Source organism: Mycolicibacterium sp. ND9-15 (genome assembly GCF_035918395.1).
Taxonomy (GTDB): Bacteria; Actinomycetota; Actinomycetes; order Mycobacteriales; family Mycobacteriaceae; genus Mycobacterium.
The window spans coordinates 1,588,055-1,606,189 of record NZ_CP142362.1 but is presented as its reverse complement, the minus strand read 5'-3'; the positions used below and the strand labels follow the sequence as shown (position 1 = coordinate 1,606,189).

The window sequence follows — 18,135 nt, the reverse complement described above, 5'->3', positions numbered from 1 at the left end:
CGTGTCATTTACGTGGCTCAACGGCTACTGATTGCCGGTCAACAGGCTGTCGCCAACCGATCCGATGGAGGGCACCGCGCCGATCTCGGCGAGTCGTTCGTCGTATCGGATCGAGGTGAACTGAGATCCGACATCCGAGTGACATGTTCAAGCCGGGCAACAGAATTCCGCGGGACCAGCGCGCCATCTCAATCGCGTCGAGGACCATGGTGGTGCGCATGTGCGCGGCGACGCGCCAGCCCCACGATCATCCTGCTGTACGCGTCGATGAGGAAGCACGCGTAGGCCACTCCGGCCCAGGTCGGTACGAATGTCAGGTCGGTCACCCAGAGCTGGTTGGGCGCCGACGCGGTGAAGTCACGCCCGACCAGATCGGGATGCCGATCAGCGGCCGGATCGGATCGGGTGGTCTTGACCCGTTTACCGCGGCGCGCACCTTCGATGCCGGCCGTGCGCATCAGGCGGGCCACCTGGTCACGGCCCACGTCGTGGCCGGCCCGACGTGCCGCTTTCCACAGCTTGCGGACCCCAGAGCGCCACCAACACCGGGCCCAGGACCGCATCGCGTGGGGCCCGCCGCGACGGTGGCCGGCTCATGGCGTCGTAGTAGGTGCTCGGGGCCATCGACACCCCTGCAGATCGCAGGACGGTGCAGATGGGCCCGACCCCGAATTCATCGCGATTGGCGTCGATGAAGGCGACTATTTGCGGTGTTGGCGGTCGAGCTCCGCCCCGAAGAAAATCGCTGCTCGTTTCAGAATCTCGTTGGCGCGCCTGAGTTCTCGGTTCTCTTGCTCGAGATCCTTGATGTGCTGAGACTCCGCGGTCGACACCCCCGGCGCGTGCCCGTCGTCGACGTCGGCCTGGCGCACCCAGGACCGCACCGACTCCACCCCGTAGCCGAGCTGCCGGGCTACCCGCGACACCGTGCCTTGCTCGGTACCCAACTCGGCGCGCAGGGTCCGCACCATCCGCACCGCGGCGGCCTTCTCCTCCGGGCTATAGCGGCGCGTGGTCGGCTTCCCCGGCGACTGCTCCTTCGGCATACCTGCATCCTCGTTTTCAAGGTCAGGAGCCTCCGGGATTTCCAGGGCGATTCAAGAGTGATAACGCGTCAAGGAGGTGTTTTATCTACGGTGGGATGTCGCGAAGCCGAGGTCGCAACGCCAGCGCCGTTTCGACTCATGTCGAGCATCCGACCAGTTCGTGCCGCAGGTTGAGCACGCTTGTGTGCACGTCACGACGCTGCCATCGCAGCAGGGAGACAGAGGAATCTTCCGTATCGCCGACGAAGGTGACCCCTGCACCGGCCGCCACAGTGCGGCGCAGCGGGATCTCGTTCGCATGATTGATGAAGCGCCGAACCCGTCGCGACGGCGTGACCTCACCAGGTCGGCCGACTGCATCCATTGCAGCCGCCGCGACTATCGGCTGATATTGTTCGGCCAAGGTCGTCGGGGAGTCGAAGAGTTCCGCGGACAGCGGGTAGCCGCTGATTGCGATCACTATCCCGATCTGTCCGGGGAACGGCCGCAGTCCATCCGTCAGACGGCTGATGTCGCCGGCCGCCCGATTGGCGTGCTCACTGAATGATGACGTGGCATTGGCTCCATAGCGAGACTCATACTCGGATACTCGTTTCCAGACTTCGTTCTGCCGATTGTCACCGGCGCGCAGGCCGGCTTGCAGTCGCGTGGAAGCACGTCGGCGCAAGCCCGCGTGGCGTCGTTGACCGCCCCAGCGGCCGGCCTCTACACATACGACATCGACCGCGACTTCGTCGTTCGGCGCGACGACTACCGACCGGGCGACCATCCGATTCTGCCAGCCGCCGTCGAGCACTTGGCCCTCTAATAGCAGCAGCGGACGGCTCCCGGTGTTCGCAACCATCAGCGTCGAGACATCGGGAGTGGCCTTTTCGCTGACGTATGCATCCGCGATTGCGGTGCTGTAGTCGCGCTCGATACCAATCTCCCCCCATACAGGAAATACCGTCAGCGCAACGCGGCTCACACCGTCACCTACGTGAACTCTCTGCATGCTGCCCCCAATTCAACTGCCCGGCGCCGACATGGATGTGTTCGTCAGTGGCGCGGTAATGTACCCCTAGGCGATTATGCGCAAAAATGCGCTAATTGTCAAGTGGAGAAGGCTGCTCCGTCATGAGCGACCAAACGTCCCGAGACGCCAGCGGAAAATCCCTTACGGATCACCCGTGGCCGTCGGTGCCCGTCGATACGGCCGTCCTCACGGTTGACCCCCGTCTCGGGCTTGCCGTGCTCGAAGTACGCCGGCCGCAGGGTGCGGACTGGGCGCTGCCCGGCACCTTCCTCCACGAGGGGGAGACGCTCACCGACGCCGTCGACCGGCCTCTTCGCGACAAGGCCAACGTGCGCGGCCTACACCCGCGACAGCTCCACGTCTTCGACAACCCGACGCGCGATGACCGCGGTTGGGTGTTATCCGTCGCCCACCTGCAAGTGGTTCGGCCGGAGCAGTTGGCCGATCGCTTCGCCGAGACAACACGACTCGTATCCACCGACGCGCCCGGACGGCTGCCCTTCGATCACGCAGACATCATCAAGCTTGCGGTTGACGATGTTCGGTCGCGCTATCGAGACAAGCCCGATCCGGACGGCCTTCTCGGCGACGAGTTCACGCTCCGCGAGTTGCGCATCGCACACGAGGTGATCGCTGCAGAGCCACTACAACGCGACACCTTCCGACGCGCCATGGAAAGCCAGCTCGTTGCAACCGGTGCCACCAGCATCAGCGGGCGCGGTAGACCTGCGGAGCTGTTCCGTCGCGCTGAGTGATCAATCGCCACGGATCACTCTCAGCCGCTTGAAGATCCGATCGAGAAATGGAGTCGCTCTCCATCTCGAGCAGCACTCGGTCCACCTCGACTGTGCCGCCCGCGTCGCCAAGCAGCTCCGGAGTCTCGCCCCACCCGCTCGACAAAGTCGTCGATGAACATTCGATACCTCCGCAGCGGAATCTCCGTGTACATCGTCAGGTCGTGCACCGCGAGCCATGGCCGCCGACAGCCCCTTCCGGTTCATCGTGCTCGACGACCCCATCCAGGCGATGGATCCCGCGAAGATCGACGGGTTCGTCCAGGTTCTCTCCGAAGTCGTCCAAACGCATCAGGTCATCGTGTTCTCCCACGACGACCGGTTGGCGTCGGTGATCCGCGACACCGGAGTCGACGCCCGGCTCGTCGAGGTCGTTCGCGGAACCGACTCCAAGGTGTCCATCCACGACAACGTCAACCCCGCCCTGCGGGCCGTCGACGACGTCTTCGCCCTCGTCAAGGACGAGCGCCTTCCCGACGACATCAGGGCGCGAGTCCTGCCCGGCCTGTTCCGCATCGCAGTGGATCCGCTGCCCGACAGGCGTTCTACACCAAGCAATGCCTGGCGGGGCGCGCCCGGACAGAGTCCGAACAGGCGTGGGCGTCGGCGAAGAAGACCTCCTCGCGGTTGGCGCTGGCGGTACACGGCCATCCGGGTGCAGACCTCACCGGCTGGCTCGACGCGAAGAAGGAACGCCGTCCCACACTAAAGCTGTTCAACGCCGGCACACCGAAGCGACTGGCATCGGCATGCCGGCCAGCACCGTCTCGACGGTACGCTCGAGTTCGCGCGCCTCACTCCGAAGTTGACGTGGGTTCGACACGGTAGGCGCTTCGCTAATGCCGATCGGCCGGCGACTTTCGCGGCGCCCTCTCGATCGCAGCACAGCCTATGCCGACTGGATGTCCCATTGTGGGATCGTGGGCATGCACTCATCGTATGACGACGGCCGTGGAAACAGACGATCGAAGCCGGGTGGTGCTACCCGGTTGTCCACCTGCGCATGGCAAGGCCTCGACGCAAATTACCCAGCGGCGTAGAGAGTGATGTCGGAGATTTCCATCCGGCTCTTGCCGTCGGTGGTGCCCAAGGTGCTGATCCACACCAGCACATTGGACGTCTTGGTCTCGTCATTCACCCGTATGCGGTTGTGTCCAGGCTGCAGCGATGTGGGAGGCGTCAGTTCGGTGGTGTCGGACAATGTGGCTGGTGTGGCGGTCGGCGACGCACGGATCTGCACCTGGGTTCCCGTGCTGGACACGTCGATCGCGACCGCGCTGAGCGCCGTCGGTTCGGCCAGCTGCAGCATCAGCCCCATGCCTTCAATGAAATTCGGGAAGGGGACCGCGTCGGTATAGGTGACCGTCGACCACGCTGTGGACGGATCGTCGTCGATCGCCAACTCGGCCGATTGTGGATTGTCGGGGGAGCCGCCGGGTGAAAACACCGTTGCGCGAATCGGTTCCACCACGGGGCCGGTGCGATCCCCCAACCCGAACCCGCCGGTGAGGTAGACGATCGCCCCGATCAAGGCGATGACACAGACGCCGGTTACGATCGCCACCACCCGGGCCTTGCCGCTTTTCCGGCCCTTGTCACTTCGCACCTTGGCGGGGCGCCGCGTCCGTCGTCGCTTCGGAGGAGGCTTGGCGGAAAAGTTGCCGATGGTGTCGGCGTCAAGGGCATTGCCATCCCAGACGCCGCTGACCTCGACCTCGTCGCCGTCTGTGAGTTGCCCGGCGGCCGCCTGCGTCGGCATTTCGACCCGTACGGGAGGAAGCTGGTTGCCTACTGAGTCGTACGGCTGCACCCAGAACGACAGGATCGCGACGGGATGTTGGCCCCCGACCGAGTGTTGACTCACCCCTCGCGCCGTGCCGTGAACCACCATGCGCTCGAGACGCTCGGTGCCCGGACGTTCGCCTGAGGCGGCCTCGCGGCGCGGACTTGGCGGCTGCGCAAGAGCCCGGGCGAAGTCGATGCACCGCGGGTACCGGTCGACCGGGTCCTTCGCCAGCGCCGTTGCCAGCACCGCGTCAAGATGCGCGAGATCTGGGCGGCGCTCAGACAACCGCGGCGGCGGCGAACTCAGGTGATGGCTGATGACGACGGCGCGGTTCTCGTCGTCAAAGGGTGGCGCTCCGGTCAGCAGGTGAAAGGTCGTGGCCGCCAACGCATATTGATCGGCCCGACCGTCAAGCGCCTTGCCCAAGAGCTGCTCAGGCGCCGCGTAATTGATGGTTCCCATCGCGACGTTGGCTTCGGTCAGGTTGCTGGCGTCATCGATTCTGCGGGCGATCCCGAAGTCGGTTAACAGCACCCGGCGCCGGTGACTGTCGGACATTGTCACAAGGATGTTCTCCGGCTTGACGTCGCGATGCAGCATGCGGCGCTCATGGGCGAAATCGAGCGCGTCGGCAACCGCCGTCACGATGTCGGCGACGTCGTCTTGCGGCATCCCGGCCGGGTAGCGATCCCGCAGCAACTGTCCGGCATCCGTGCCGTCCACGTAGTCCATGGAGATCCACAGCCGGCCGTTGAACTCGCCGCGATCGTGAACGCCCACGACATGCGGGTGCCAAAGCGTGGCTGCCAGGTCGGCCTCACGGTTGAACCTCGCGCGAAACTCCTCGTCGACCGTCGCGGAGGCGGTCAAGATCTTCAACGCATCGAGGCGAGGCAGCCGAGGATGCTGGGCGAGGTAGACCTCGCCCATGCCTCCAGAGCCGAGCAACCGTTGGATAACGTAGCCGGCGAAAACCTCACCGTCGTTCAACGGCATACCCGAAGCCTACAAACCGGCCGGGCCAGCCCGCGAACTCGTGCGCTCAGGCCAGGTGCCGCTTCCACCGTCGCGCACTGGACCTGCAGGTAGGGATCCATCGAGGTGGTCGATGGCCATCGACTCCGGCACGAGCAGCTGGCAGGATGACGACCAACGTTCGCCGCTCAACGGAGGTCCCGATGTGACCAATCAATCTGCCGCCGTTGACTTTCACTTCGACGTCATGTGCCCGTTCGCGTATCAGACGTCGCGATGGATCCGCGAGGTGCGCGATCTGACCGGCCTCGAGGTGAACTGGCGCTTCTTCAGCCTCGAGGAGATCAACCGCCAAGACGGCAAGAAGCACCCGTGGGAGCGGGAGTGGTCCTACGGGTGGTCGATGATGCGTATCGGCGCGCTCTTGCGCCGCCAGTCGATGGCCGACGTCGACGCGTGGTACGAACGCGCGGCACGCGCTCTACACGTCGAGGGTTTCAAGCCGCACGAAAAGAACGTCGCCCGAGCCCTTTTGGAAGAACTCGGCTTCGATCCCGGCCTCGTCGACCAAGCCATCGCCGACCCGACCACCAGCGACGAGGTGATGGCCGACCACCAGCGTGTCGTCGACGCGGGCGGCTACGGTGTGCCAACTTTGTTCTTCCCCGTCGGTCAGTGCTTGTTCGGGCCGGTCCTAATCGATCCACCGGTGGGCGAGGCGGCGGTGCGGTTGTGGGAGGCCGTCGTCGCGTGGACGGAGTTCCCGCATCTCTACGAGTTGCAGCGGCCCAAGACGGCCGCCGATCAGGAGGCGATCACCGAGACCTTCCGCCCGTACCTGGAGGCCAGGGACTGGGTGTCGATCAACCGGGGCAAGGTCGTTACCTTCGAGCCGCCGCGTTGAGGCGTCGCATCAGCGATTCGCCCCGGAGTCCAAACCAGTAGTCGAGCGATGCGTCAGGCCAGGATCGGTGCGAGTTCGGTGCGGGGGATCGAGACCGTCTGGGCTCCGGCGGCCGAGATGGTCCACTGGCCCTGGCTGATGAAGAAGAGCACCGCGTCATCGGTGAGGGCGAAGTCCTTGTACATCTCCGCGCCCACGGGATTGTCGCCGATGGGTGCGCCCGGTAACTGCTTCGTCAACTCGGCCGCGACGAGGGGATCGAGCACGGCGACCGCGTCGGCCCCCGGTTTGAACAACGTGTCGAACGTGATCGGCGCCTTCTTGCCGAGATCGAAAGTCAGGGCACGGTAGTTCGTAACCGGATGTGCGCCACCGAAGTTGCTATATAACTCGAAAACCAGGCTTTCGGTACCTGAGGTCGGAGTTCCCGACCGGAATGTCTGCGACTTGATATCGAGCGCCTTTGGCACCTCGCGGACCGGTGGCTCCTCGACCAGCGCGATGAACCCGTCGCGCTCGTTGGTCAGGGCGTCAGCCACCGCGCGTTGATCGGGGTAATCGATCGGGAAGCTCATGTCGATCGTGTAGTTGGGCGTCTCCGTGTGGACCGTGCAGAGGTTGGCGTCGCCGACCGTCCCTTCGAGTTCGGTACACGCGGAGAATGCGGCGGCCGTGGTGGTCGGAGTTGACGTCGATGTTGTCGGCGGCGTCGTGATGGCCTCCGACGATTCCGCCGACTCGGTGGAGCTGTCACACGCCGCCGCGGTGAGGATCACCGCGACCGCAACCACGAGATGGCGTTTCTGCATGTGCTGCTCCTGCCGTCGTGAACGAGAAGATAGGCGGCGAACATACGTGACCGCAGCATTTGGGTCGGCGTATCCCACCGCACGTGCGATGATCCCCGAGAACAGAGGAGCTGGACATGGGGTTCGAGAGAATCGACGACCTGCTGAGCGGCGTGACCGCCGACGGGTCGCTGCACGGCGTCGCCGCCACAGTGGTCGGCCGCGACGGCGTCCTCTACCAGGGTGCAGCAGGAGATGCCAAGCGAGACAGCATGTTCCGCAATGCATCGATGACGAAGGCGCTCGCGAGCACCGCGGCGCTGCAGCTCGTCGAGCAGGGGCGCGTTGAGCTCGACGCGTCGGTCGCGTCGATCGTGCCCGAGTTCGGCGAGCTCCAGGTCCTAGAGAGCTTCGATGGCGGCGAGCCGGTCCTGCGCCCGCCCAAGACACAGCCGACCGTCCGGCACCTGATGACCCACACGGCCGGCTGCGGCTACCACTTCCTCAACGAGAAGCTCTTCACCTACTGCAACGAGCAAGGCTTTCCCACCCCGCTCGAGGGAAAGAAACAGGGCATCAGCGCGCCGCTGGTCAACGACCCCGGCACGGTCTGGGAGTACGGCGTCAGCACCGACTGGCTCGGCATGGTCGTCGAGGCAGTGAGCGGCCAGACGCTTGCCGACTACCTTGCCGAGCACGTCTACGGCCCACTCGGAATGACGGACTCGACGTTCGCGCCGAGCGACGAGCAGCGCGCTCGCTTGCTACCCATCCGCTTCCGAGCGCCGGACGGCGGCCTCGTGACGACTGAACTCGACCTGCCGGCCGAGTCGGAGTGGGACGCCGCCGGCCACGGGTCCTACGGGACGATCGCCGACTACGGGCGCTTCGTACGCGCCTGGCTCAACGGCGGCGAGCTCGACGGCGCGCGCATCCTCAACGAGGAGACGATGGAACTCGCACTGCGCGACCACCTCGACGGAGCACCGCTACCGAAGACGATGGAACCGACTGTCCCCGAGCTGTCTAACCCGGTCGAGTCCCTCGACGTGCCGCAAGGATGGGGCCTCGGGTTCCATCTGTACCTGACCGACCTGCCCGGCATGCGCAACGCCGGCTCGGCCGACTGGTCGGGGCTGTTCAACAGCTTCTTCTGGATCGACCGCAAGGCGGGGATCGGCGCCGTGATCGCGACGCAGCTGCTGCCGTTCTTCGACGACAAGATGGTCAAGACGATCCTCGGCTTCGAAGCTGCGGTGTACGCCGAGTTGGGCACGTCGGTCTCCTGAGCAAGCGCGCCAGAGTGCTCGAGCGCTGCGACGCGCCGCGGTTCAGACACCGAAAATCGGCAGGATCTCTTCAAGCCCTCGAAAGTCGTCGACGTTGCGCGTGTAGAGCGGGAGGTTGGCGGCGAGGGCAGTGGCGGCGATCAACAGGTCGACGGCTCGGGGGCCACGTGCCTTGCGGCCCGTCGCGGCGACCGCGGCATATACGCGCCCATAGGCCCTCGCCGATTCGCCATCGAACGGCAGGGGATCAAAGTTGGCTTCGGCTCGTTGTAGGCGATCTTGGCGCCGTGCTCGCTCGCCGGCATCGACCGTCGCGTGCGGGCCGGCGGCGAGCTCTGCCATGGTCACTGCGCTGATGGCGAGTTCGACGGGGAGTCGCTCGGCGTCGATTTGATCCAGATCGATGACGACCGAGGTGTCGATGAGGCCGTGCAGTGGCCGCCGGGCCTCAGCCACGAGGGGCGATGTCCTGGCCGGCGACTCGGTCGAGATCTGCTCGGAATTGGTCGAAGTCCACCCGCGGAGCACCCCTGAACGCGGCGACGGCCGCCTCGGCGCTGACAAAGCGATGCCGGCGCACCGGGGAAAGCTCGCCGACCGGAACTCCGTTCCTGGTCACGACGAACGACTCGCCTAGGTCAAGCTGGCGCATGATCTCGCCGCTGTTATTGCGCAGCTCCCGCTGGGTAATCCGTTTGGTCACGCCCCAGCGTAGCACCCGTGCTACCAGGTACATTCGCGACTTTACAGCTATGTACGGGTTCGCCGACACCTTTCAGCCGGTCACCTGCCACGGCCCGATTTGTCGGGGCCATTGCCTACGCTTCGGTCGTGGACTACCAGGCGATCACCGCCGTGCGGGAACGGCACCCGGCATGGCGACTGCTGCGCGCCGGCAACTCCAGCCTGATCCTGTCGTTTCTGGGGGAGTTCTTCGTCGAGGGCAACCGTGGGGCCTGCCCCGCAAGCACGGTCGCGGACGCGTTGGACGACCATCTGTACGCGCTCGACACCGACGAGGACCGGTACCCGAAGGAGCCGCGTGCCTATCTGGAGGATTGGGCGGCCACCGACGCCGGGTATCTACGGCGGTTCTACCCGCCCGGCGACGACGAGGTCCACTATGAGGCGACCCCGGCGTTCGAGAAGGCCTACGCCTGGGTCCTCAGCCTGCAGGGCAGGGCCTTCGTTGGAACCGAGTCCCGGCTGCACACCGTGGTCGAGCTGCTGCGCCAGATCGTGCACGGAACCGAGGTCCAGCCCGAAGTCCGGCTGGCCGAATTGCACCGCCGCCGTGACGAACTCGACGCCGAGATCGCCGCCGTAGAGGCCGGCAACGTTCCCATGCTGGACGCCACCGGGGTGCGCGACCGCTATCAACAGCTGTCCACCACCGCGCGGGAACTGCTGTCGGACTTCCGCGAGGTCGAAGAAAATTTCCGGCTGCTGGACCGGGCAGCGCGCGAGAAGATCGCCTCCTGGGAGGGCTCCAAGGGCGAACTGCTCGCCGAACTGGTCGGCAGCCGCTCCGAGATCGCCGGTTCCGACCAGGGCCGCAGCTTCCAGGCGTTCTACGATTTCCTGCTCTCCGAGCAGCGCCAGACCGAGCTCGCCGATCTGCTCGCCAAGGTCTGCGCCCTCGACACCATCGAAGGCGATCCGCGGAGTCAAAGCGTCCGTGGCATCCACCATGACTGGTCCGAGGCCGCCGACCGGACGCAGCGCACCGTCCGGCAGATCTCCGAGCAGCTGCGCCGTTTCCTCGACGACCAGGTCTGGTTGGAGAACCGGCGTGTCCTGGACTTGGTCCGGGCGGTGGAGGCCGCCGCACTCGACGTCCGCGACAGGCCGCCGTCATTCGGGCTCGAGGTCGACGAACCGGGCATCGAGATCGCGTTGCCGTTCGAGCGCCCGCTGTACCAGGCGCCGGTGGCGGTCGCGGTCGAGAGCCACATCTCGGAAGGCACCGAAGAGGTCGACACCGGATTACTGTTCACCCAGACCTACATCGACCAGGCGCGGCTGGCCGAGACCATCCGGGCCGTGCTGCCGGAGAACTCCTCGGCGCTGCTGTCCGACGTCGTCGCGTTGCACCCCATCGAGCAAGGTGCGGCCGAGATCGTCGGCTATCTGGCGCTCAACGACGAGGACGTAAGCATCGACATGGACGAAACCGACGAGACCGTCCTGCACTACCCCGATCCGGAAGACCCGGACATAACCAAGCGGGCGCGGCTGCCGAAAGTGACGGTGCGACGCCTATGAGCGCTCGCGCGAAGAGGAGAGTGCCGCGATGAGCAATGAGCGAGCCGTTGCGGCAGCCATCATTCGATTGATGCAGGGCGTCGTGTACCGCACCTCCGACGAGGACACCTGGCTGACGCTGGAACGCCTGGGCGCCGGCGTGCGAGACCACTTCGCCACGATCGGCGTCGATGTGGTGGTCGATGACGCCGAGGGGTACGCCTACCTGCGCTCCCGGCCGGAAGAGGACGGCGAGGAGGCGCTGCCACGACTGGTGCGCCGACGTGCGCTCACCTACAACGTCAGCCTGCTGCTCGTGCTGCTGCGCAAGCGACTCGTCGAGTTCGAGACCAGCGGCGGTGAAGGCCGCCTCGTGCTGAGCACCGACCAGATCGTCGAGATGCTGCGTCTATTTCAGGTTGAGTCCACCAACGACGCGCGCGTCGTCGACCAGGCGGAAACGACTATCAAGAAGGCCGCCGAGCTCGGCTTCCTGCGCCAGCTGCGCGGTCAGCGCGACCATTGGGAGGTGCGGCGCGTCCTCAAGGCCTACGTCGATGCCCAGACCCTGTCCGACTTCGCCGCGAAGCTGCGCGAATATGCGGGCGTGCCCGCCGGGGATGAGTGACCGACGATGAGCGAAACCCTCTTCAGCACAGCAAAATTCGGCGACGACCACCGGGCCGGGTACCGGCTGCAATACGCCGAGGTCTACAACTGGGGCACGTTCGACGGCCAGATCTGGCGATTCACGCCCGGCACCGATACCGCGCTGTTGACCGGCGACATCGGGTCGGGCAAGTCCACGATCGTCGACGCGCTCACAACCTTGCTGGTGCCGTCGCACCGGGCCGCCTACAACAAGGCCGCCGGTGCTGACGCCAAGGAACGCACCCTGCGTTCCTACGTCGAAGGCCACTACAAGTCCGAGCGCAGCGAAGCCACCGGCAAGTCGCGCCCCAAAGGTCTTCGCGAGAACAAGCGCACCTACTCGGTGATCCTCGGCGTCTTCCGCAACCACGGCTACGACGAGACGGTCACGCTGGCGCAGGTGTTTCAGCAGCGCGAGAGCACCGGACAGCCCTACCGGTTCTTCCTCACCGCCACCAAGGAACTCATGATCGCGTCGGACTTCGCCGACTTCGGCACCGACTTGCGCGAACTGCGCAAGAGGCTGCGCGCTGCTGGGGCGGAGATCTTCGATGAGTTCCCCACGTACGCCACCTCGCTGCGGCGCCTGCTCGGCATCCGTTCGGAGCAGGCGCTCGAGCTGTTCCACCAGACCGTCTCGATGAAATCCGTTGGGAACCTGAACGATTTCGTGCGCGATCACATGCTCGAGCCGAGCGACGCCGGTGTCCGCATCAGTCACATTATCGGCCACTTCGATGACTTGACCAAGGCGCACGACGCTGTCAAACGAGCCCGCGAGCAACTCGAAGCGCTTCAACCCATCGCGGACACCGCCGCCAAGTACGACGCCGCACTCGCCGAACGCGACGGCTTGGAGCGCGAGCGTTCGGCGGTCCGGCTGTTCATCGCCGAACTTCGTTCCGAGATGCTCACGGACGAGATCGCCCGGCTCGAAGCCGACGGTGCGGCCCTGTGGCAGCAGCAGGACACCGCCGAGTCCGAACAGCGCAAGCTCAACCACGAACGTGAATCCCTGATCGAGGAGCGCGCCAAGGCCGGCGGGGATCGCATCGGCGAATTGGAGCGGCTCGCCGACGAGGCTCGAACCCAGGCCGAAACACGGCGTGCAGCAAGGACGTTGTTCGACGCTGCCGTGGGCGACGCCGGACTAGAGCCCGTCGTCGACTACGAGGCATTCGCCGCCGTGGCCACGCTGGTGTCGACCGAGCGTCCCGTGTTGACCGCCGAGAAACGCGACCTCGATACCGCGACCGTCGACGCGATCGGAAGCGCCCGGGAATGCCAACGCAAGTGCAGCGTCATCACCGAGGAGATCGCCAGCCTGGAGCAACGCACCGACAACCTGCCGCACGAGCAGGTCGCGGTACGCGCCGAGATGTGTGCGGCGCTGGGGCTCACGGCCGACGATCTGCCCTACGCCGGTGAGCTTCTCGACGTGCACGACGAACACGCCGATTGGCGGGGCGCGGCGGAACGCGTGCTGCGTGGCTTCGCGCTCTCGCTGCTGGTGCCCCAGCGGCACTACGACGCCGTCACCGCGTGGGTCAACGCACGACGACTCACCGTGGCCGGCCGCGGCGCCAAGCTGGTGTACGAACGGGTTCCGCAGCACCGGGTTCGGCTGCAGCCGACAGCGCAGGACGGGCTGCTGCTGGCCGACTGCATCGACGTGCGGGAGGGTCCGTTCGACGAGTACCTCCGCAACGAGCTGATGAAGCGGGCCGACTTCCGTTGCGCGGCAACCCTCGACGAGTTCCGCAGCCAGCGCCGCGCGGTCACCCGCGAGGGTCAGGTGCGCTCCGGCGACCGGCACGAAAAGGACGACCGGCACCGGGTCGACGACCCGCGGCGCTGGGTCCTGGGCTGGGTCAACGAACGAAAGATCGCCGCGCTGCGCACCGAACTCGCCGAGCTCGAGCAAGAACGTGCGGAGGCGGACGCCGCGGCGGCCAGGCTTGGCAAGCAGCGGGAAGTGCTGCAGCATCGGCTGGATGCGTTTCTTCGGGTCGAGGGATTCCGCTCGTGGGCCGACCTTGACGTCGACGAGGCCGTGTCGCGCGCCGAAAGCCATGACGCCGAACGGATCCGGCTGCAGGCCGGTTCGTCCCGCCTGGAGGAGATCACCCGGGCGCTGGAGCGCAACGCCGAGGAAGCGACCGCCGTAGCGGCACTGATCAAAAAGCTCACCGGCGCGCTGGCCACCACCCAGGCCGCGGTGCTGCGCGCGCAGCAGGACCGCACCCGGGACGACGAGTTCGTCGTCGCGCATACGCAGGAGCAAATGGAAGCGGCCCGCGCGTCGTACCCTGCCCTCGACGAACGCCTCGGGGCGAGCCGGCCCCAGCGCGCTTCGGACTGCGCGGAGGTCGAGACGGCGCTTTCGGCCGAGCTGCACCGGCGCATCGAGCGCCTCACCCGCGAACTCAACGGCCATGGGCTGAACCTGGGCCAGCACATGGCCGCGGTGTTGAACCGGTGGCCTGAGCTGCGCGCAGACATGGATGCCAATGTCGAGGCTCGTGGCGACTTCCTGGCGTTCCGCGACCGGGTCGCCACCGATGATCTGCCGCGGTTCGAAAGCGAGTTCAAGGACCAGCTCAATACGAACGCCATCCAGGAGTTGGCGGGGTTCAACAACTGGCTGAACCGGCAGGCGTCGGCGATCGACGAGCGCGTGGACCGGATCAACGACGCGCTTGGCGCGGTGCCCTACAACCCCGGCCGGTTCATTCGGTTGGAGAAGGAACCCACCACCAATCAGGATGTCGCGCAGTTTCGTTCGGACTTGCGCAATTTGACCAATGACACCCTGGCCGTCGACGGCGACCAGTACTCCGAGCAGCGGTTCCTCGACGTGAAGCGGATCATCGAGCGCTTCCGCGGTCGCGACGGCTACGCCGAATCGGACAAGAGCTGGACCCGGCGGGTCACCGATGTGCGCAACTGGTTCGTGTTTTCGGCTTCCGAACGCGACTTCGACACGGACGTCGAGTGGGAGCACTACAGCGATTCAGACGGAAAGTCCGGCGGCCAGAAGGAGAAGCTGGCCTACACGATCTTGGCCGCGTCGCTGGCCTACCAGTTCGGGCTCGAATGGGGTGCCGAGCGGTCACGCGACTTTCGCGTCGCCGTCATCGACGAGGCATTCGGGCGCGGCTCGGATATCTCGACGCGGTACGCGCTGGATCTCTTCGCGGCACTCGGACTGCAGCTGCTGATCGTCACGCCGCTGCAGAAGGTTCACGTCATCGAGCCGTACGTGAAGGCGATTGGCATCGTGGACAATCCGACCGGCACATACTCACGGCTGCAGACCATGACCATCGAGGAATACCGGAACCGACGTGACGGGACCCGAACGTGAGCGTCGTCAGCCACGGGTGGACCACGCCGCAGGACATCGCCGCGAAGGTCAGACGCCGGTGGGATGACGGATCCTTGCTGCGGGGCTACGCCGACGGTGAATCCCTCAATTCCATTGAAGTGCCGCTGCGCGGCCCAAGACCGGTGCAGATCGGCGACGACGTCGCTACGGTCCGTGACTGGGTGGCGGCCCTCGACGCCGGTCGTCGTGACGACGCCCGATATGGGTTGGAATGGAAGTTCGTCGGCGGCAGGCAGATTGGACGCAATCGACTGCCAGTCCGCGCCATGGTTTCCTCGTACGAACAGGCGTGGGCGCTGCTGGGAGTGGCGGCGATCGTCCGTCGTTTCGATGAACTGTTGGCTCTGACGCAGCGGCATCCACGCCTTCGGGAGTGGATCGTCGCACACCCGCATCGCGCGCTGGCGTTGTCGCCGCAGATGCCGCAGCTGATCGCGGCCTACGAGTGGCTCGACGGCCATCGGCAGTCGCAGCGGTACCTGCGTCAGATCAGCGCGCTCGGGGTCGACACCAAGTTCGCCGAGCGACACCGATCGGATCTTGCAGGCATGCTGGGAGTTTCGGCGTCAGCCTCGGGATTTCTGGCCGATCTGGGCTTGCGGTCAAAGCCTGCTCTGGTTCGGCTGCGGCCCGCACGGTCGCTGGGTCTGCCCGCCCCACTCACGGAGCTTGCGGTGCGTGCAGAAGAACTAGCGGAGCTTTCCGTGCAACCACGCGTTGCGGTGATCATCGAGAACGAGATCAGCTATCTGAGCGCCGACGTGCCCGAAGAGGGTGTGGTGTTCTGGGGTAGGGGATTTGAGGTGGACAGCGTGGGTCGGCTGGGTTGGCTATCCGGCGCAGACATCGTCTACTGGGGAGACATCGACACCCACGGATTCGCCATTCTCGATCGCTTGCGGGCATGGTTACCCGGGGCGCGCTCGGTGCTGATGGACCGTGACACCCTGCTTTCCCATCGCGACCGTTGGGTGACCGAAGAACGCCCGGCGACATCGGTTCTCACCCGACTGATGCTCGACGAGCAGAATCTCTACACCGACTTGGTGGAGGACCGCCTGGGACATCGCGTTCGTCTCGAACAGGAACGGATAGATTGGTGCTGGGCCGAGCAGCGGCTAGGAGCTGCCACTCGTGTTCAGATGTGAAGTGGTCACCGCGGCTGAGATTCTTGAATCCGATCACCGGCGCGCGAGCCGCGACTTCGGCGACACGGTGGTCCAGGAACGGCACGCGCCCTTCGACGGATTGGGTGCGTCCAGGCGAGCTGCGCTGGCGAGCAGTGCGCTCAGGGCTTGGTCAGCTCGCCGAGCGCGAAGTTCAGGAACAGCGGTTCTTTGGTTTGCACCTGGTCACCGATGAGCGCCCCGACGCGTTCATACGTCTCCTCGCGGAGCGCCTGCGCGAGGAATCGCTCGTCCGCGTCGGCGTCGAGATCGACGATCCAGTAGTGGCCGATGCCGGCCTTCGCGTACTCGTATGCCTTCATCACCCGGTCGGTTCGACGTGAACCAGGTGACACGATCTCGATGACGAGTACGACATCCGACGGGTCCACTCGCACTGGATTGCGATCCACCACACTGCGGTTCACCACAATCAGGTCGGGGTCGCGCACCGTGGGCGGGAAGCGCGCCTCGACGGTGACCTCCACCTCCTGTAGCACGACGAGTGAGGCGGGCAAGTTCTCTCGGATCAGCTGCGCAAGGTTCCTTGACACGACCTGGTGAAGCGGACGCGGCCGCGGTGTCATGACGATGCCCCCCTCGACGAGTTCCCAGCGACGCGCCTCGTCGAGCTCAAGCGCATCCCACTCTTCGAGCGTCACCAGGTCACGCGGAAGTTCGGCCAATCCCGCCATCGTGCACCTCCAGTACCTCTTGCAGCAGGCTACGCCTGCTCGCGGCTGCGCTCGGGTCGAAGCATCCCGGTAGTGACCGACATGCCGTCGGTCATGACCGGTCTGCGGGCGACGGTGCGGCCGAAGGAGGACACGACGAAATGCTCACGTGACCGAGCGAGCCGTCGTCCGCCGCGCCGCTGCCTGATCGCTGACAGTCGCCAAAAGGGCCGGCACATCCTCGGCCGAACCGATGCTGGGATGTGTCGGTAGGCCGCGGTATTCAACACAGCTTCACGAGATGTCGTCGCCAAACTTCGACTGGACGACACGCCAACCCCACGGTCGTGGGTGGCTCGGATGACGAAGCGGCTGACACCAACCGGTGTCGGCAAGAGCGCCTCCCGTCCGGAGGCCCGACGTTCGGGAGTCTCCATGTCCGGCTATGCCTGGGATCTTTCCCCGATCGACGACGAGTGCGCGGCGTACGCACCTGGTCATCTCATCTGCGACGCCGGACAAGTGGCTGGAGTGCCGCATCTGGGGGTCTAGTCATCCCGATGACGTCGCCGCGACTGCGCAGCCGACGAGCAGAATTGTCGGCAGCTCCCGATACCGTCGAATCAACTGCAAACATGCCGGCGTATCAGCGAGGCCCGGCGTCTCGCCTGCCGAGAGGAGCTGACCATGATTCGACCCGACAACACGACCGCCACAGCGGTTCTCGTGCTCGGCGACGACGAAACCGTCCGCCGCTGTGAACGATCGACCGCCCACGGCGAACCGCGTTCGGCCACCATCGCCGCGATGTTCGCGTTCCCGGCCGGCGAGCCCGCCTCGCACGATGACTTAGCCGAGGTTGAAGCGGTCGTCGCAGCGGTGGCGCGGGCGGTCTCGACCCGCTTGCCAATATGGATGCCCGATCCCCTGGCGGATCTCGGACGCGAGCAGCACTACCGTCGGCTGAGCCTGGTACTGCAACGGCACGGACTCCACCTGCTGGTGGGTCGGGATTTCTGGGCCGTCCCAGACACGGGCGGCATAAGCGAAATCGACCACGCGTTGCGGCGCGAGGTGCAGGTCGTCGATGCTCTCGATCGCGCGGCGCTGGCCTCTGCCGGGGTGGAAAGTCTCGAGCGGGTGGTCGAGCAGGCCGCAACTACTGTGCCGGTGGCCCCGCATGAAAATGATTGGCCACCAACGCTTCCCCAGGCGGGGCTGCCGTGGGCCGAGCGCCGCAAGGCCGTCATCGGCTATGTGTCTTGGCTGGTCGATGGGTGCGGCGTGACTCGCGCAGCGACCGCGCGTGTGCTGAATTCGTCGGGTCAACGCACTTCTGACGGCCGGGCGTGGCAGTCGAGAAGCGTGACGGCGCTGCTCGACGGCCGTTACGACTGGGAAACAGCCGCATGACC

The 18,135-nt window shown here is 65.7% G+C and carries 16 protein-coding genes, 1 pseudogene, 1 riboswitch and 1 other annotated feature; of the genes and pseudogenes, 10 read left to right on the top strand and 7 right to left on the bottom strand.

Translation table 11 applies throughout. The annotated features are described in order from the left end of the window. Positions 1-45 precede the first annotated feature (45 nt). Positions 46-1,046: pseudogene (locus QGN32_RS07870) on the bottom strand (IS3 family transposase); the annotation flags it as partial. Continuing rightward, positions 616-747: a sequence feature (AL1L pseudoknot), on the bottom strand. It overlaps the preceding pseudogene by 132 nt. Before the next feature lie 136 nt (positions 1,047-1,182). Continuing rightward, a complete protein-coding gene (locus QGN32_RS07865; RefSeq protein ID WP_326548037.1) occupies positions 1,183-2,013 on the bottom strand; it encodes an ARPP-1 family domain-containing protein in 831 nt (276 codons plus the stop codon). Positions 2,014-2,162: 149 nt separating this feature from the next. Here QGN32_RS07865 and QGN32_RS07860 point away from each other — a divergent pair, with 149 nt between their 5' ends. Both QGN32_RS07860 and QGN32_RS07855 read left to right on the top strand, forming a co-directional pair. Beyond that, the gene (locus QGN32_RS07860; RefSeq protein ID WP_326548036.1) at positions 2,163-2,816 is read left to right on the top strand and encodes an NUDIX hydrolase; all 654 of its coding nucleotides are present in this window, start codon (positions 2,163-2,165) and stop codon (positions 2,814-2,816) included. Between the two features lie 217 nt (positions 2,817-3,033). Continuing rightward, positions 3,034-3,564, top strand: a complete 531-nt coding sequence (locus QGN32_RS07855; RefSeq protein ID WP_326548035.1) for a hypothetical protein — start codon at positions 3,034-3,036, stop codon at positions 3,562-3,564. Positions 3,565-3,879: 315 nt separating this feature from the next. On the opposite strand, the gene QGN32_RS07850 is transcribed toward QGN32_RS07855, so the two are convergent. After that, positions 3,880-5,637 carry a serine/threonine-protein kinase gene (locus QGN32_RS07850; RefSeq protein WP_326548034.1) on the bottom strand — a complete coding sequence of 586 codons (1,758 nt, stop codon included), beginning with the start codon at positions 5,635-5,637 and terminating at the stop codon, positions 3,880-3,882. A 226-nt stretch (positions 5,638-5,863) separates the two neighbouring features. On the opposite strand from QGN32_RS07850, the gene QGN32_RS07845 reads away from it, so the two are divergent. Next, on the top strand, positions 5,864-6,520 hold the full coding sequence (locus QGN32_RS07845) for a mycothiol-dependent nitroreductase Rv2466c family protein (RefSeq protein WP_442791829.1): 657 nt from the start codon (positions 5,864-5,866) through the stop codon (positions 6,518-6,520). A 53-nt stretch (positions 6,521-6,573) separates the two neighbouring features. Here QGN32_RS07845 and QGN32_RS07840 read toward each other — a convergent pair whose 3' ends face one another. Beyond that, positions 6,574-7,329, bottom strand: a complete 756-nt coding sequence (locus tag QGN32_RS07840; protein ID WP_326548033.1) for an esterase — start codon at positions 7,327-7,329, stop codon at positions 6,574-6,576. A gap of 116 nt (positions 7,330-7,445) precedes the next feature. Between QGN32_RS07840 and QGN32_RS07835 the strand changes: the two genes are divergently transcribed. Continuing rightward, positions 7,446-8,597, top strand: coding sequence for a serine hydrolase domain-containing protein (locus QGN32_RS07835; RefSeq protein ID WP_326548032.1), 1,152 nt, complete (start codon positions 7,446-7,448; stop codon positions 8,595-8,597). 42 nt (positions 8,598-8,639) lie between these two features. Here QGN32_RS07835 and QGN32_RS07830 read toward each other — a convergent pair whose 3' ends face one another. Together QGN32_RS07830 and QGN32_RS07825 are read right to left on the bottom strand one after the other, a co-directional pair. Further along, positions 8,640-9,053 (bottom strand): type II toxin-antitoxin system VapC family toxin, encoded by a 414-nt coding sequence (locus tag QGN32_RS07830; RefSeq protein ID WP_326548031.1) that lies wholly within the window; start codon positions 9,051-9,053, stop codon positions 8,640-8,642. Beyond that, positions 9,046-9,300, bottom strand: coding sequence for a type II toxin-antitoxin system Phd/YefM family antitoxin (locus QGN32_RS07825; RefSeq protein WP_326548030.1), 255 nt, complete (start codon positions 9,298-9,300; stop codon positions 9,046-9,048). The genes QGN32_RS07830 and QGN32_RS07825 overlap by 8 nt, the downstream gene beginning before the upstream one ends. Positions 9,301-9,428: 128 nt before the next feature. On the opposite strand from QGN32_RS07825, the gene QGN32_RS07820 reads away from it, so the two are divergent. The 4 genes from QGN32_RS07820 to QGN32_RS07805 are packed head-to-tail and all read left to right on the top strand — an operon-like array spanning position 9,429 to position 16,028. Further along, the gene (locus tag QGN32_RS07820; RefSeq protein ID WP_326548029.1) at positions 9,429-10,862 is read left to right on the top strand and encodes a DUF3375 domain-containing protein; all 1,434 of its coding nucleotides are present in this window, start codon (positions 9,429-9,431) and stop codon (positions 10,860-10,862) included. 28 nt (positions 10,863-10,890) lie between these two features. After that, a complete protein-coding gene (locus QGN32_RS07815; RefSeq protein WP_326548028.1) occupies positions 10,891-11,469 on the top strand; it encodes a DUF4194 domain-containing protein in 579 nt (192 codons plus the stop codon). 6 nt (positions 11,470-11,475) lie between these two features. Next, on the top strand, positions 11,476-14,859 hold the full coding sequence (locus QGN32_RS07810) for an ATP-binding protein (protein WP_326548027.1): 3,384 nt from the start codon (positions 11,476-11,478) through the stop codon (positions 14,857-14,859). Continuing rightward, on the top strand, positions 14,856-16,028 hold the full coding sequence (locus tag QGN32_RS07805) for a Wadjet anti-phage system protein JetD domain-containing protein (RefSeq protein WP_326548026.1): 1,173 nt from the start codon (positions 14,856-14,858) through the stop codon (positions 16,026-16,028). The genes QGN32_RS07810 and QGN32_RS07805 overlap by 4 nt, the downstream gene beginning before the upstream one ends. Positions 16,029-16,168: 140 nt before the next feature. Here QGN32_RS07805 and QGN32_RS07800 read toward each other — a convergent pair whose 3' ends face one another. Then, a complete protein-coding gene (locus QGN32_RS07800; protein WP_326548025.1) occupies positions 16,169-16,741 on the bottom strand; it encodes a Uma2 family endonuclease in 573 nt (190 codons plus the stop codon). Between the two features lie 271 nt (positions 16,742-17,012). Next, positions 17,013-17,124, top strand: a riboswitch (SAM riboswitch). Here QGN32_RS07800 and QGN32_RS07795 point away from each other — a divergent pair. After that, positions 17,081-17,272, top strand: coding sequence for a hypothetical protein (locus tag QGN32_RS07795; RefSeq protein ID WP_326548024.1), 192 nt, complete (start codon positions 17,081-17,083; stop codon positions 17,270-17,272). It overlaps the preceding riboswitch by 44 nt. Positions 17,273-17,446: 174 nt before the next feature. Further along, entirely contained in the window at positions 17,447-18,133 is a 687-nt protein-coding gene (locus QGN32_RS07790) for a hypothetical protein (protein ID WP_326548023.1), read from the top strand. The last annotated feature ends 2 nt before the right edge of the window (positions 18,134-18,135 follow it).